The organism is Streptomyces sp. NBC_00539, from assembly GCF_036346105.1.
Classification (GTDB): Bacteria; Actinomycetota; Actinomycetes; order Streptomycetales; family Streptomycetaceae; genus Streptomyces.
In genome coordinates this window covers 1200379-1215269 of the sequence record NZ_CP107811.1, presented here as the reverse complement: position 1 = coordinate 1215269, position 14891 = coordinate 1200379, and the positions used below count along the sequence as shown (strand labels likewise).

General features: G+C 72.4%; 11 protein-coding genes. 9 read left to right on the top strand and 2 right to left on the bottom strand.

The genetic code is table 11. The annotated features are described in order from the left end of the window. Positions 1 to 11 precede the first annotated feature (11 nt). The 8 genes from OG861_RS05350 (at position 12) to OG861_RS05315 (ending at position 11428) form a co-directional block, all read left to right on the top strand. Complete coding sequence (locus OG861_RS05350; protein ID WP_330261355.1) at positions 12 to 947, top strand: serine/threonine dehydratase; 936 nt, start codon at positions 12 to 14, stop codon at positions 945 to 947. Positions 948 to 1255: 308 nt separating this feature from the next. Further along, positions 1256 to 2590 (top strand): ABC transporter substrate-binding protein, encoded by a 1335-nt coding sequence (locus OG861_RS05345; protein WP_330261354.1) that lies wholly within the window; start codon positions 1256 to 1258, stop codon positions 2588 to 2590. Then, positions 2587 to 3507 (top strand): carbohydrate ABC transporter permease, encoded by a 921-nt coding sequence (locus OG861_RS05340; protein ID WP_330261353.1) that lies wholly within the window; start codon positions 2587 to 2589, stop codon positions 3505 to 3507. Before OG861_RS05345 ends, OG861_RS05340 begins: the two co-directional genes overlap by 4 nt. Next, positions 3504 to 4379, top strand: a complete 876-nt coding sequence (locus tag OG861_RS05335) for a carbohydrate ABC transporter permease (RefSeq protein ID WP_329199995.1) — start codon at positions 3504 to 3506, stop codon at positions 4377 to 4379. The genes OG861_RS05340 and OG861_RS05335 overlap by 4 nt, the downstream gene beginning before the upstream one ends. A gap of 47 nt (positions 4380 to 4426) precedes the next feature. After that, the gene (locus OG861_RS05330; RefSeq protein ID WP_330261352.1) at positions 4427 to 7450 is read left to right on the top strand and encodes an alpha-mannosidase; all 3024 of its coding nucleotides are present in this window, start codon (positions 4427 to 4429) and stop codon (positions 7448 to 7450) included. A gap of 210 nt (positions 7451 to 7660) precedes the next feature. After that, positions 7661 to 9676 carry an NADPH-dependent 2,4-dienoyl-CoA reductase gene (locus tag OG861_RS05325; protein ID WP_329199997.1) on the top strand — a complete coding sequence of 672 codons (2016 nt, stop codon included), beginning with the start codon at positions 7661 to 7663 and terminating at the stop codon, positions 9674 to 9676. 55 nt (positions 9677 to 9731) lie between these two features. Next, complete coding sequence (locus OG861_RS05320; RefSeq protein ID WP_329199998.1) at positions 9732 to 10145, top strand: PaaI family thioesterase; 414 nt, start codon at positions 9732 to 9734, stop codon at positions 10143 to 10145. Further along, complete coding sequence (locus OG861_RS05315) at positions 10142 to 11428, top strand: MFS transporter (RefSeq protein WP_330261351.1); 1287 nt, start codon at positions 10142 to 10144, stop codon at positions 11426 to 11428. The genes OG861_RS05320 and OG861_RS05315 overlap by 4 nt, the downstream gene beginning before the upstream one ends. Here OG861_RS05315 and OG861_RS05310 read toward each other — a convergent pair. Further along, positions 11388 to 12326: an SDR family oxidoreductase gene (locus tag OG861_RS05310; protein ID WP_330261350.1), complete on the bottom strand. Its 939-nt coding sequence runs from the start codon at positions 12324 to 12326 to the stop codon at positions 11388 to 11390. The two genes, OG861_RS05315 and OG861_RS05310, sit on opposite strands and share 41 nt — an antisense overlap. Before the next feature lie 115 nt (positions 12327 to 12441). On the opposite strand from OG861_RS05310, the gene OG861_RS05305 reads away from it, so the two are divergent. Then, a complete protein-coding gene (locus OG861_RS05305) occupies positions 12442 to 13131 on the top strand; it encodes a TetR/AcrR family transcriptional regulator (protein WP_329202564.1) in 690 nt (229 codons plus the stop codon). 110 nt (positions 13132 to 13241) lie between these two features. Here OG861_RS05305 and OG861_RS05300 read toward each other — a convergent pair whose 3' ends face one another. Next, complete coding sequence (locus OG861_RS05300; protein ID WP_330261349.1) at positions 13242 to 14786, bottom strand: alpha/beta hydrolase; 1545 nt, start codon at positions 14784 to 14786, stop codon at positions 13242 to 13244. Positions 14787 to 14891: the final 105 nt, after the last annotated feature.

Here is a 14891-nt window from a genome sequence, read left to right as displayed (position 1 = left end):
GGCCGACGCCCATGGAACAGCAGCTCGACTACGCCGCCGTACGCGCCGCCGCCGACCGGATAGCCGGGGTGACCCGGCCCGCCGCAGTGGTGGCCGCCGGTGACGGCGTCTTCTACGCGCTGGAGTACCTCCAGCACACCGGCTCCTTCAAGGCCCGCGGCGCCCACAACTTCCTCGCCGCGCACCGCGCCGCCGGCACCCTCCCGCCCGCCGGCGTCACCATCGCCTCCGGGGGCAACGCCGGCCTCGCCTGCGCCTGGGCGGCGCGCGCCCAGGCCGTGCCCGCCACCGTGTTCCTGCCCGCCAACGCGCCCCGGGTCAAGGTGGAACGGCTGCGCGGCTACGGGGCCGACGTACGCCTCGTCGGTGACCGCTACGGCGAAGCCCTCGCCGCGTGCCGGGAGTTCGCGGCCGACAGTGGCGCCCTGAGCAGTCACGCCTACGACCATCCGCTGATCGCGGCGGGCGCCGGAACCCTGCTCGACGAGGTCCGGGCCGCTCTGCCCGGCCTGGACACGGTCGTCGTGGCGGTCGGTGGGGGAGGGCTGTTCGCGGGCGTGGCCACCGCCGCCCGCGAACACGGCGTGCGGGTCGTCGCCGCCGAACCGGAGCACTGCCGGGCGCTCAACGCGGCGCTGGAGGCGGGCCGGCCGGTCGACGTGCCGGTGGACTCCGTGGCCGCCGACTCGCTCGGGGCGCCCCGGGTCTCGGCCGACGCGCTGGCCGCGGCCCGGTACGAGGGCGTCGACTCGGTGCTCGTGCCGGACGCGGACATCACGGCCGCCCGCCGCGGGCTGTGGGAGGACCACCGGATCGTGGTCGAGCCCGGCGCCGCAACGGCCCTGGCGGCGCTCGGCCGCATCCGGCGGGCGCCGGGAGCGCGGGTCACCGTGGTCCTCTGCGGCGCCAACACCGACCCGGCCGACCTTTCGCCGGCCGCAGGGTAAAGCGCATTAGTGCGGGATCCGGATCCCCGGCGGGGAGACGTCCACAAGGAGCCAACATCCGGCGGGAAAGCGCATGCGTCATGGAATGGGCACACCGGCCGGAGAGTGGCTGACTAAAGCGCATTAGTCCAGGTGGCCGCGGTATTGACGAAAAGGCCTGCCTCTGCCTGGAGCCGACCGGGGGAACGGGGGACCCGCCGCGGCCCGGCCAGTGCCTCCCCGGCCACGTTGACGGGCCCCGGGATCCGGGCGAGCGTGGTCACCGCTCTCCGGCAGCGCTGCCGGAATCCCCCCTGGAGGCCGCGACGATGCCCCGTTCCCCCCTGACGCGCACGGTCCTCGCCGCCCTCGCGGCGGGCACCTTCTTGTCGACCGCCGCATGCGGGGTCAGCGGCGGCCCGGGAGAAGCACACGAAGCGGTAAGGACCGGGAAGGTGGCCGGCGACATCACCTTCCGCACCCTCCAGCTGAAACCGGTGTTCACCACCTACGTCCGGGAAGTCATCGACGCCTTCGAGCGGAAATACCCCGACGTGAAGGTGAAGTGGGAGGACGTGCCGGGCGACGGCTACAACGAGAAGCTCGTCGCCGACGCCCAGGCCGGCGCCCTGCCCGACGTCGTCAACCTCTCCACCGACTCCTTCCAGCTCCTCGGCGACCGCGGCATGCTCGCCGACGTCGCCGTACTCGACCCGCAGATCGCCCGGGAGTACGTCCCCGGAGCCTGGGAGCAGTTCAAACTGCCCGGCAAGGGCGACAGCGTGTACGCCTACCCCTGGTACGTGACGCCCGAGATCCTCACGTACAACACCGACCTCTTCCGGGAGGCCGGACTGGACCCCGCCAAGCCACCGGCCGGCGTGGAGCAGTTCTTCGACTACGCCGAGCAGATCGCCGCACGGTCCGGCGGCCGGTACTCCGCCTTCATGGCCGACCCCAAGGGACGGCTCCCCGGGGACTGGCAGAAGATGGGCGTCCCGATCCTGAACGGCGCGAAGGACGCCTTCACCTTCGACACCCCCAAGGCCGTCGCGTGGGTCGAGCGGATGACATCCCTTTACGCCAAGGGCGCCATGCCCAAGGAATCCCTCCTCAAGTCCGATGACATCAACCAGCTCTACGGCGCGGGCAAACTCGTGTTCGGCCCCGGCTCACCGGGCTTCGTCAAGGACATCAAGCAGAACGCCCCCCAGGTCTACGCCACCACCCGGGTCGCGGGCGCCGTCACCGGGCAGCTCGGCCACATCGGCATCTACGCCCAGTCGCTCGGCATCCGCAAGGACACACCGCACCCGGACGCGGCGGCGGAATTCGCCAAGTGGGTCACCAACGGCCCCAACCAGGTCGCCTTCTCAAAGAAGGCCACCATCTACCCGTCCAACGCCCAGGGCCTGGCGGACCCGTACTTCTCCGACAGGGGCGACGGCACGGACGCCGAGACGCTGGCCCGGGCGGTGGGCGCCGAGGAGCTGAGGAGCGCCCAGCTCGACGCGAACACCCCCGTCCAGTGGACCAGCCAGGTCGGCGACGCGGTCGTCCGCGAGGTACAGAAGGCCATCAAGGGTGAGCAGGACGCCAGGACGGCGGTGAGGAAGGCGCAGGAGGAGGCGAACAGGCTGCTCGCCGGCGCGGCGCGGAAATGACGGCGGCGCCCGGCCCGGCCGCAGCCGCGGGCCCTCACCCGCCGCGCGGGCCCGCGCGCTGGGCCCCCTACCTCTTCCTCGCCCCCGGGCTGCTGCTCGTGCTCGTGTTCGGCATCTGGCCGTTCCTCAACACGGTGATCCTCTCCTTCACGGACGCCCGGATCCTGCGCGGGGGCCACTTCACCGGCCTCGCCAACTACCGCCGCGCCTTCGCCGATCGCGACTTCTGGCTCGCGACCGGCAACAGCGTCCTGTACCTGCTGGTCGTCGTGCCCTGCCTGGTCCTGCTCCCACTGGCCCTGGCCGTCCTCGTGCGTACGAAGATCCCCGGCATCGGGTTCTTCCGTTCGGCCTTCTACACCCCGGTGATCGCCTCGGCGGTGGTCGTCGGCCTGATGTGGCAGTGGGTGCTGCGCAGCGACGGCCTGCTCAACACCGTCTTCCGCGGTCTCCACGCCGTCTCGGAGCCGGTCCCGTTCCTGACGGACAGCACGATGCTGCTGGTCTCCGCCATGATCGTGACGGTGTGGAAGGGCCTCGGCTACTACATGGTCTTCTACCTGGCGGCCCTCGGGAACGTCTCCGTCTCCCTCTACGAGGCCGCCGCCCTCGACGGCGCGGGCGCCGTCCGGCGGTTCTTCAGCGTCACCGTCCCCCAGGTCAAACCGATGATGCTCCTCGTGGGCACGCTCTCGGCGATCTCCGCGCTGCGGGTGTTCACCGAGATCTACATCCTGGGCGGCGAGAGCGGCGGCCCGGGCGGGGGAGCCCGCACCCTGCCCTTCCTGATCCGTCAGGTCGGCCTCGGGTTCGCCGGCGAGACCGGCTACGCCTCCGCCGTCTCCCTCCTGCTGTTCCTCCTGACGCTGGTGTTCAGCCTGCTGGGCCGCCGCCTTTCGAGAGGGGACGAGGGGTGAGCACACGAGCCGCGGCCCGGGCCGGGGAGGCTGCGGACCGACGCGCGGGGCGCCGGCGCCGCCGGGCCGCACTGGCCGGCCGGTACGCGACCTTGACCCTGGTGCTGGTCGTCATGCTCGGGCCGATCGTCTGGCAGTTCCTGACCTCGCTGCGCGGCCGGACGGAGAACGTGTACGACGGCGTCCTGCCGTCCCGGCCCACCCTCGACAACTACGTCCGCGTCGCCCAGTCGTTCCCACTCGTGCAGTACGCCGGCAATACGCTGGTGGTGGCGGCCCTCGCCGTCACCTCGAACGTCGTCTTCGGCTCGATGGCGGGCTACGCGCTCTCCCGCACCGGCTGGAAGGGCCGCAGGAGCGTGTTCACCGTGCTGGTGGCGACCCTGATGTTCCCCTTCGAGTCCGTCATGATCTCGATGTTCCTCACCGTGCGCGGGATGGGGCTGGTCGACACGCTCGTCGGGGTGTGGCTGCCGGGCGCCGTCTCCGTCCTCAACATCATGGTCATGCGGGCGGCCTTCCTCGCCGTCCCCCGGGAGATCGAGGAGGCCGCACTGCTGGACGGGGCGGGCGAGTGGACCCGGTTCACCCGGGTGTTCCTGCCGTCCGCCAAGGGCGCCCTGGCCGTCGTGTGCATCACCAGTTTCATGGGCGCCTGGGACGACTTCCTGTGGCCCCTGCTGGTCCTGACCGACAGCGAGCACTACACCCTTCAACTCGGGTTGAAGACCCTGGCCGGCGCCACCACCGTCAACGACCAGCGGATCATCGCCGCAGGCGCGATGGCCGCGCTGATCCCGATGATGCTCCTCTTCTTCGCCCTCCAGCGCTTCTTCTTCAAGGGCGTGGGAGAGGGAGCCGTCAAGTTCTGAGCCACCGCCCGTCACCCGCCGCCCTTCCCCCTCCTGGAGCAGCCGTCATGCACGACGACCGCAGCGTTGCCGAACACCGCCTCCGCCGGGTCCTCAAGGAGCGCGTCGCACCCGCCGTCCACTCCCGCTCGCTCCCGCTGACCGTCGAGCGCTGGGACGCGCCGGACGAGCCCGTCCCGGTGGCGCAGGCGCTGGCGGCCCGCTACGAGCCCTGCCAGGCCGGGGACCCGTGGGGTCCGGCCTGGAACACCACCTGGTTCAAGGTCACCGGCACCGTCCCGGCCGACTGGGCGGGCCGCACCGTCGAAGCCGTCCTCGACCTCGGCTTCGACCGCATGATGCCGGGCTTCCAGTGCGAGGGCCTGGTCCACGGGCCGGACGGCTGCGAGCTCAAGGCGCTCAACCCGTACAACGACTGGGTGCGCGTCGCCGACCGTGCCGAGGGCGGCGAGCGGATCGAGTGGTACGTCGAAGCCGCCGCCAACCCCGTCCTGGTCGAGCACCGGCCCACCTACGAGGGGGACCGGCAGACCAGCGGGGACCGGCCGCTCTACCGCCTCGCCCGCATGGACCTCACCGTCTTCGAGAGCGAGGTGTGGGAACTCGTACAGGACCTCGACGTCCTCTACGCCCTGATGACACAGCTCGACGAGGGCGACGCCCGGCGGTACGAGGTCCTGCGCGCCCTGGACGCCTCGCTGGACGCCCTGGACCTCGAAGACGTTCCCGGAACGGCCGCCGCCGCCCGGGCCCGGCTGGCCGGGGTGCTCGCCGCCCCCGCCCACGCCTGCGCGCACCGGATCAGCGCGGTCGGCCACGCGCACATCGACTCCGCGTGGCTGTGGCCGCTGCGCGAGACGGTCCGCAAGGTGGCGCGGACGACGTCGAACATGGTGAACCTGATGGACGAGCACCCGGAGTTCGTCTTCGCCATGTCGCAGGCCCAGCAGCTCGACTGGATCAAGACCCACCGGCCCGAACTCTTCGGGCGGATCAAGAAGAAGATCGCCGACGGGCAGTTCGTGCCGGTGGGCGGCATGTGGGTGGAGTCCGACACCAACATGGTGGGCGGCGAGGCGATGGTCCGCCAGTTCCTCTACGGCAAGAAGTTCTTCCTGGACGAGTTCGGAATCGAGACCCGCAACGTCTGGCTGCCCGACTCCTTCGGCTACACCGCCGCCCTGCCGCAGATCGTCAAGCTCTCCGGCTCCACCTGGTTCCTGACCCAGAAGATCTCCTGGTCGCAGGTCAACGCGTTCCCCCACCACACCTTCTGGTGGGAGGGCATCGACGGCACGCGCGTCTTCACGCACTTCCCGCCCGTCGACACCTACAACAGCGACCTCGGCGGCGCCCAACTGGCCCACGCCGCCCGCAACTACCGGGAGAAGGGACGCGGCTCGCGTTCCCTGGTGCCCTTCGGCTGGGGTGACGGCGGTGGCGGCCCCACCCGGGAGCACCTGGCGAGGGCGAGGCGCCAGCGGGACCTGGAGGGCGCGCCGCGCGTGGAGATCGAACGGCCCGACGCCTTCTTCGAGAAGGCCCACGCGGAGTACCCCGACGCGCCCGTCTGGGCCGGAGAGCTGTACCTGGAACTGCACCGGGGCACCTACACCTCGCAGGCCAAGACCAAGCAGGGCAACCGTCGGTCCGAATCCCTTCTGCGCGAGGCCGAGTTGTGGGCGGCGACCGCCGCCGTGCGGGTGGCGGGGTACGCGTACCCGTACGAGGAGCTGGAGCGGATCTGGAAGACCGTGCTGCTCCACCAGTTCCACGACATCCTGCCCGGCTCCTCCATCGCCTGGGTGCACCGCGAGGCACGCGGGACGTACGCCCGCGTACGGGAGGAGCTCGGCGCGATCACCCTGGCCGCGCAGCGCGCACTGGCGGGCGAGGGGACACGGGAACTGGTCTTCAACTGCGCCCCGCACACCCGGCGCGGTGTCCCGGCCGGCGGGGCCGGGACACCGGAGCCGGCCGGGGCGCCCGTCACCGTCGGGGAGCGGGCGGGCGGCGGGTACGTGCTCGGCAACGGGCGGCTGCGGGTGGAGGTCGACGGGCGCGGGCTGATCGTGTCCGCGTACGACCTGGAGGCCGGCCGGGAAACCGTCGCGCCGGGCGCCGCCGCCAACCTGCTGCAGATCCACCCCGACTTCCCGAACATGTGGGACGCCTGGGACCTCGACGCCTCCTACCGCCACCGGGTCACCGACCTGGTGGAGCTGGACGCACTGGAAGCGGCCGGAGCCGGGAGGGATTCGGCGACGGTCCGGGTGGTGCGCTCCTTCGGTTCGTCCGGCGTGGTGCAGTCCATCGGGCTGCGGGCGGGCGCCAAGACGGTCGACATCCGCACCGAGGTGGACTGGTACGAGACGGAGAAGATCCTCAAGGCGGCCTTCCCGCTCGACGTGAAGGCCGACCGCTCCGCCGCCGAGATCCAGTTCGGGCACGTGTACCGGGCCACCCACACGAACACCTCGTGGGAGGCGGCCAAGTTCGAGATCTGCGCCCACCGTTGGATCCACGCCGAGGAACCCGGCTGGGGCGCCGCCGTCCTCAACGACTCCACGTACGGCCACGACGTGACCCGGGACGTGCGCCCCGACGGCGGGCAGACCACCACCATCCGGCTCTCGCTGCTGCGCGCCCCGCGCTACCCCGACCCGGAGACCGACCAGGGCACCCACACCGTGGCCTTCTCGCTCGCGCCCGGCGCGTCGATCGCCGACGCCGTACGCGAGGGGCACGCGCTGAACCTGCCGGAGCGGGTGGTGTCCGGGGAGGGTCCGGTGGCGCCGCTGGTGGCGGTGGACGACGACGCGGTGGTGGTGGAGGCGGTCAAGCTGGCCGAGGACCGCAGCGGGGACGTCGTCGTCCGGCTGTACGAGTCCTTGGGCGGGCGGGCCACGGCCACCCTGACGGCGGACTTCGCGCCGAGGGGGGCCACCGAGTGCGACCTGCTGGAGCGGCCCCTGCCGCGCACCGCGCTCGGCGCCCTCACGTCCGGCGGCGCGCTCCCGCTGACCCTGCGCCCGTTCCAGCTCGTCACGGTCCGCCTGCACCGGGCCTGAGCCCCGGTTCGTCCGGGCCGCCCGCCCGCAGGCCCGGCCGCCCCGTCCCGCCCGAGCGCGTGAACTGCGCCACAGGGCCGGGCGGGCCGGGGCGCCGGGCCCGGTAATACCGGGGGTCCGGGGCCCCGACCGGTTATGCACCTAGTTGCAAAACACTGCGCCCCTCGCTAGAACAGGTCCATCACCCCCGCGCGAGGAGGCACACCCCCCATGACCCGGTACCCGCACCTGCTGAGCCCCCTGGACCTCGGCTTCACCACGCTGCCGAACCGCGTGATCATGGGATCGATGCACACCGGCCTCGAAGAGCACGAGGGCGGTTTCGAGCGCCTCGCCGCCTTCTACGCCGAGCGCGCCCGCGGCGGCGCCGGCCTGATCGTCACCGGTGGCATCGCCCCCAACGACGCCGGCCGCCCCTTCGAGGGCGGATCCCGCCTCACCACCGAGGACGAGGCCGCCGAGCACCGGGTGATCACCGACGCGGTGCACGCCGAAGGCGGGAAGATCGCGATGCAGATCCTCCACTTCGGCCGCTACGCCTACCACAAGGACCTGGTCGCCCCCTCCGCCCTCCAGGCCCCCATCAGCCCGTTCGTCCCCAACGAGCTCAGCGACACCGAGGTCGAGCGGACCGTCGAGGACTTCGTCCGCGCCGCCCGCCTCGCCAAGCTGGCCGGCTACGACGGCGTCGAGATCATGGGCTCCGAGGGCTACCTGATCAACGAGTTCATCGCCGCCGCCACCAACCGGCGCACCGACCGCTGGGGCGGGGCGTACGAGAACCGCGTCCGCTTCCCGCTGGAGATCGTGCGGCGCACCCGCGAGGCCGTGGGCGAGGAGTTCATCCTCATCTACCGCCTGTCGATGCTCGACCTGATCCCCGGCGGATCCACCCTGGAAGAGGTCGTCTCCCTCGCCAAGGAGATCGAGGCGGCCGGCGCCACGATCATCAACACCGGCATCGGCTGGCACGAGGCCCGCATCCCCACGATCGCCACCTCCGTCCCGCGAGGCGCCTACACCTGGGTCACCAAGCGGATCATGGGCGCGGTGTCCGTCCCCCTCGTCACCAGCAACCGCATCAACACCCCGGAGATCGCCGAGGAACTGCTGGCCGACGGCCGCGCCGACCTGGTGTCGATGGCCCGCCCGTTCCTCGCCGACGCGGACTTCGTGAGCAAGGCGCGCGCCGGCGCCCCCGAGACCATCAACACGTGCATCGGCTGCAACCAGGCCTGCCTCGACCACACCTTCAGCGGCAAGATCACCAGTTGCCTGGTCAACCCCCGCGCCTGCCACGAGACCGAACTCGTCCTGTCGCCCACGCAGTTGAAGAAGCGCGTCGCCATCGTCGGAGCCGGCCCCGCCGGTCTCGCCTGCGCCGTCTCCGCCGCCGAACGCGGCCACGCCGTCACCCTCTTCGAGGCCTCCGGGCACATCGGCGGCCAGCTCGACATAGCCCGCCGCATCCCCGGCAAGGAGGAGTTCGAGGAGACCATCCGCTACTACGGCAACCAGCTCGTCGAGCGGGGCGTGGAGGTGCGCCTCGACACCCGTGCCGACGTCGAGACCCTCCAGGGCTTCGACGAGGTCGTCGTCGCCACCGGCGTCACCCCCCGCACCCCCGACATCGAGGGCGTCGACCACCCGAACGTGGTGACCTACCTCGACGTCCTGCGCGACGGTGCCCCGGTGGGCGAGCGCGTCGCCGTCGTCGGCGCCGGCGGCATCGGCTTCGACGTGGCCGAGTTCCTCACGGACAGCGGCGAGGGCGCCTCCCAGGACCCGGCCGTCTACTTCCGCCACTGGGGCGTCGACACCGCCTACACCGGCCCTGGCGGGCTCGTCGCGCCCGAGCGTCCCGCGCCGCCGCGCCGCGTCCACCTGCTCCAGCGCAAGACCACCAAGGTCGGCGCCGGCCTCGGCACCACCACCGGCTGGATCCACCGCGCCGAGCTCAAGCACCGGGGCGTCGTCTCGGTGGCCGGGGCGACGTACGACCGGATCGACGACGAGGGCCTGCACATCACCGTCGACGGCGAGCAGCGCCTGGTCCCCGCCGACACCGTCGTCCTGTGCACGGGGCAGGAGCCGCGCCGTGACCTGTACGAGGCGCTGCGCGCGGCCGGTGTCGACGCCCACCTGATCGGCGGCGCCGACGTGGCCGCCGAACTGGACGCCAAGCGGGCCATCCGGCAGGGCACGGAGCTCGCGGCGCGCCTGTGAACCGGTAGGGAAAAGGGTGTTGTGGCGGCCCCGCTCGGGCCGCCACAATCCCCTGATGACCTTCACACCGGCAGACGCGGAACAGATCCTCGCCGAGAACTTCGCCCCCTGGGTGCTCGCTCTCGGCCTCACCGTCGAGGAGACCGGCGAGCGGGACGCCGTCCTGCGGCTGCCGTGGTCCGAGGCGCTGGCCCGCGACGGCGGCGGGCTCTCGGGCCAGGCCCTGATGGCCGCTGCCGACACCGCCACCGTCATCGCCGTCTCCGGCGCCCGCGGCGGGTACGGGCCGATGACCACCGTCCAGCAGTCCACGAGCTTCCAGCGGCCCGTGACCGGCGCCGATGTGCTGATCCACGTACGGATCACCAAGCTCGGCAAGCGGATGGCCTTCGCCGACATCACCATGACCCCCGAGGGCTCGCCCGAACCGGCCGCGACGGCCTCCACGGTCTACGCCCTCCTCGGTTGAGGCCGCTCTCCCGCAACCGGGACTTCAACGTCTTCTGGCTCGGGCAGGCCCTGTCCGTCCTCGGCGGCTCCGCCTCCGCGGTGGCGCTGCCGCTGCTGGTACTGACCGCGACGGGTTCCGTCTTCCGGATGGGCCTCGTCACGGTGGTCTGCGCCGCCACCTCGGTGGTGACCGCAACCTTCGCCGGCTACGTGGTCGACCGGGTGGACCGCCGTCGGTTGATGATCGTCTGCGATCTGGCGCGGGCCCTGCTGCTGGGGGCGGTGCCCTTCCTGTGGCTCGCCGGGCCCCGCATCTGGCTGCTGTTCCTGCTGACCGCGCCGGTCGGCGTGTTGCAGGGCCTCTTCGACGTGGCCTACGTGACGGCGGTGCCGAGCCTGGTGCCGCCCGAGGACCTGGTACGGGCCAACGGGCGGCTGATGGGAACCTTCGCCCTGGGGACCCTGCTCGGGCCGGTGATCGCCGGGGTCGTCACGGGCGGGGTGGGCGCGGCCTGGGCCCTGGGGCTGGACGGCGCGACGTTCCTGGTGTCCGCCGTCAGCCTGTTGCGGGTCCGGTTCACCCCACGGCCCGACGAGGAGCAGGAGCGGCGGCCCGGACCGGGCGGAGCCGGAATGCTGCGCGAGGTGTTCGCGGCCGGCTTCCGGTTCCTGTGGGCGCACCCGCTGCTGCGTCCGCTGACCGTCCTGCTCACGCTGCTGACCTTCGTCACCGTCGGCGCGACCGACCTGTTGATCTACCGGGTCGGGCACGATCTGCACCAGGGCTCCGCCACCCTCGGCTACGTGATGGCGACGAGCGGTCTGGGCACGCTCGTCGGCGCCGTCACCGCCGGAGCCCTGCGGGGCAGGCTCGGATTCGGGGTCTGCTGGCTGGGCTCGGTCGCCGCGACGGCGGTGGGGTTCGCCGGGATGGGCGTCAGCCGCAGTGTCCCGGTCGTCGCGGTACTGGCCGCCCTGTTCATGTTCGGGCTGACCGTGGGCGGTGTCTGTTCCATGACCCTGCGCCAGGAGGTCACTCCTCCTCACCTGTTGGGCCGGGTCACCTCCGCCTTCTGGACCGTGCACAACGCCTCGGGCCCGGCCGGGGCCGCCGCGCTCACCGCACTGGCCGCGCGACACGGGGTCCCCGCCGTCAGCCTGGCCGGCGGGGCGTTCTGTCTGCTGCTCGTGGGCGCGGGAGTGCTCACCCCGTTGCGGGGCTCCGGAGCCGCCACCGCCCCCGCCGCCGCGCCCCCGCCGGTCAGCCGGCTGCGGCGGCCACTGCGGGGCCCACACCGGTGAGGCGCTCCGCCTCGGCCCAGAGCCGGGCGTTGGCGGCGGGATCCAGGGCGCGCCGGGTGATGCGGGACTCACCGGCCGGGCCGACGAGGCCGAACATCCGGGTCGGGCCGTAGTAGCCCCCGGCGCTCGCCTGCGGGCTCGTGGCGGCGTACAGCAGCGGTTCCGTGCCCGGTCCGACCTCCTGCTTCGGGAGGAAGTCCACCGAGCTGACGAGGCCGTGGAGCCGCGAGGGCCTGCCCCGGCCGAGGCTGGCACCGGCGGTCTGGAGGTTCGTCTTCGTGTAACCGGGATGGGCGGCGGTGCTGAGCAGCGGCCACTTCTGCCCCTCGGCGAGGACGGCCAGATGGCGGGCCAGCACGAGGTCGGCCAGCTTGGACTGGGCGTAGGCGAGCATCGGGACGTAACGCCGCCGCTCCCACTGGAGGTCGGTGAAGTCGATCTTGCCGAAGTTGGCGGTGGCGCTGCTCATCGTCGTCACGCGCGGGGCGGGCGCCGCGAGGAGGGCCGGCAACAGCCGCACCGTCAGTGCCAGCGGGCCGAGGAAGTTGCTGCCGAACTGGAGCTCGAAGCCGTCGGCGGTGGTCATCCGGGTCGGGGGCGCCATCACCCCGGCGTTGTTCACCAGCAGGTCGAGCGGGACGCCGTCGGCGAGGAACGCGTCGGCGAAGTCGGCGACCGAGGCGAGGTCGGCCAGGTCGATCCGGCGCACCTCCACCCGGGCGTGCGGGTGCCGGGCCAGGATCTCCGCGGCGGCCTGCTCTCCCTTGGCGGGCGTACGCACCGCGAGCACGACGCGCGCACCCGCCTCGGCGAGCCGGCGGGCGGCCTCCTTGCCCGTACCGCTGTTGGAGCCGGTGACGACGGCGAGCTTTCCGGACTGGTCGGGAACGGCGTACATGGCGTACTCCTCGGGGAAGCGCGATAACAGACCGCTGGTCTGATGTTGCCCCGAAGCTAGCAGACCGCTGGTCTGATAACAACAGACCGCAGGTCTGTACGCTGGTGGCGTGACCCTGCCTACGAAGTTCCAGCGCGCCCGCAGCGAGGAGCAGCGCGCCGCCCGCCGCCAGGCGATCCTGGACACCGCGGCCGCCATGCTGACGCAGATGCCGGTCGCCCAGCTGACGCTGAACGAGCTCGCGCGCAGGGTCTGCCTCGCCAAGTCGAACGTGCTGCGCTACTTCGAGTCCCGCGAGGCCGTCCTGCTGCAACTGCTCGACGACGCCTCCCACGAGCTCGTCGTCCACCTCGACGGCGCGCTCGCCCGGGCGGTGGACGACGCCCCCGCGCCCGAGCGGGCCGACCGGATCGCGGCCTGCCTCGCGCAGGCCCTCGTCGCCCGCCCGGTGCTGTGCGACCTGATCAGCGCCCAGGCCGCCGTGCTGGAGCGCAACGTCTCCCCTCAGGTCGCCGCCGCCTACAAGCGGGCCGCCATGGCCCACGCCACCGCCCTGGCCGGCCGGATCACCCATCACCTTCCGGAGCTGGGGGAGCAGGACGCCTTCCGTTTCGTCCTGTCCGCGACCATGATCAGCGGCGCGGTCTGGGCCCACGCCCACCCCTCCGCCGCCATGCTGGCGGCCTACGAAGCCGACCCGTCGCTGGCCGCGCTGTGCGTCGACTTCGCCCCCACGCTGCGCGGGACGCTGGAGGTCCTGCTGTCGGGACTGCTGGCCCGGGCCCGCAACTCCCGACCGGCCTGAGGCCTCCCGTACACACGCGAACGCCCCCGCGCCGTTCGAGGCGTCGGGGGCGTTCCGCCGGTGCCGCGCGTGCGGAGGCGGGGCAGGGTCGGAACTGGGGCGGGGAAGGGTCAGAACAGGAACGGCGACGGCAGCGACGGCCGCGGCGAGGCCGCGCGCCGTTCGGCCGAGCCCGGCGCGCTACGGCAGGTCACGTCCCGCGCGGGCAGCCGGCCCGTGGTGAGGTACGCGCCGACCGGCGCGTTGACGCACGAGGCGGGATCGACCAGGTACACGCCGTGGCCCTCGCCCCCCTCCGCCAGCACCATCCGCGAGCCGCCCAGCGCGCGGTGCAGGCCCTGGCCGCTGACCAGGGGGGTCTGTGAGTCCCACTCGTTCTGCACGGTCAGGACCGGGGCGCCGGTCCTCATCGGGGTGGCGGCCTCGATCGGCCTCGACCAGAAGGCACAAGGCTTGATCCCGGACGTGAAGTCCCCGTAGAGCGGGTACCGCGCCTTGTCCAGGACCGTCTCCCGCTCGTACTGCTCGGGATAGCGCGGCCACTCCGTGTCCCCGCACACGACGGCCAGCATCGCGGCGGTGCCGTTGTCGGAGGCCGGCCCGGAAGCGGGAGCCAGCAGTTCCCGCTGCGCCGGTGAAAGCGTCGCCGGCTTGCCGTCGGCCGCGTCCTTGAGCGCCTTGACGGCGGGGGCCGCCTGGGCGGGGTAGAAGAACAGCGCCCGTCGCGCCCGGATGTCATCACCCGTCAGTTTCATGCCGTCGAGGGGGATCGGGTCCTTGTCGGCGCGGGCCACCAGCGCCCAGAACGTCTGCGACACCGCCTGCGGGGTATCGCCGAGCCCGTACTCCGCCGAACGCTGCGCGGTCCACTGCGTCCAGCGCGCGAAAGCCGGCTCCGCCTCGCTCGCCCACACCTGGAACATGCCGCGCCAGATCCGCTGCGGGTCCACGCCGCTGTCCAGTACGAAGCGGTCCGTGCGGGCCGGGAACATCTGCGTGTACACCGCGCCCAGGTAGGTACCGTAGGAGTAGCCCAGGTACGAGATCTTCCGCTCGCCCAGTGCCGAACGGATCGCGTCCATGTCCCGTGCGGTGTTGCGGGTGGTGATGAAGGGCAGCACCGCCCCCGCCTTCTCACGGCACTTGTCGGCCACGGTCCGCGCCCAGGCCACGTCGGAGGGGAAGTTCTCCGGCCGGTAGGGCCGCAGGATGTTCTCCTCCTCCGGTCGCAGTCCGCAGCTGACCGGACTGCTGGCGCCGACTCCGCGCGGGTCGAATCCGATCAGGTCGTAATGTTCCCGGACGTCCTTGGGCATCTGCTCGTTCGCCTGGAGCGGCAGGTCGAGTCCCGGGCCGCCCGGACCGCCCGGATTCAGCAGCATCACGCCGTGCCGCTTCGCCGGGTTCTCGCTCTTCATCCGGGATATCGCGAGCTCGATGGTGCGCCCCGAGGGGCGCCGGTAGTCCAGCGGGACCTTGACGGACGCGCATTCGTACGACGCCGGCTGGTCCGGGCTGCACCGGTGCCATGCGGGCCGCTGCGCGACGAACTCGGCGGCCGGGGCGGCGGACGCCGGGGGCGCGGTCAGCAGGGGGACGGCGGTGGCGACGAGGCCGGCTGCGGCGAGCAGCGGGGTGAGGCGGTTCCTGCGCACAGGGAAGCCGTTCCTTTCGGAGGGGCGACGGTTCCCGTTAACCCTGTGGCACCCGGGCCGGGGGCGGATCCTCCCCGAGTGCTGATCGGCCTCGTCCCCGCGAAT

What these genes read in the sequence shown, in the direction of transcription:
- OG861_RS05350 (WP_330261355.1), top strand. Translation starts at nt 12, where the DNA reads ATGGAACAGCAGCTCGACTACGCCGCCGTACGCGCCGCCGCCGACCGG.
- OG861_RS05345 (WP_330261354.1), top strand. Translation starts at nt 1,256, where the DNA reads ATGCCCCGTTCCCCCCTGACGCGCACGGTCCTCGCCGCCCTCGCGGCG.
- OG861_RS05340 (WP_330261353.1), top strand. Translation starts at nt 2,587, where the DNA reads ATGACGGCGGCGCCCGGCCCGGCCGCAGCCGCGGGCCCTCACCCGCCG.
- OG861_RS05330 (WP_330261352.1), top strand. Translation starts at nt 4,427, where the DNA reads ATGCACGACGACCGCAGCGTTGCCGAACACCGCCTCCGCCGGGTCCTC.
- OG861_RS05325 (WP_329199997.1), top strand. Translation starts at nt 7,661, where the DNA reads ATGACCCGGTACCCGCACCTGCTGAGCCCCCTGGACCTCGGCTTCACC.
- OG861_RS05320 (WP_329199998.1), top strand. Translation starts at nt 9,732, where the DNA reads ATGACCTTCACACCGGCAGACGCGGAACAGATCCTCGCCGAGAACTTC.
- OG861_RS05310 (WP_330261350.1), bottom strand. Translation starts at nt 12,326, where the DNA reads ATGTACGCCGTTCCCGACCAGTCCGGAAAGCTCGCCGTCGTCACCGGC.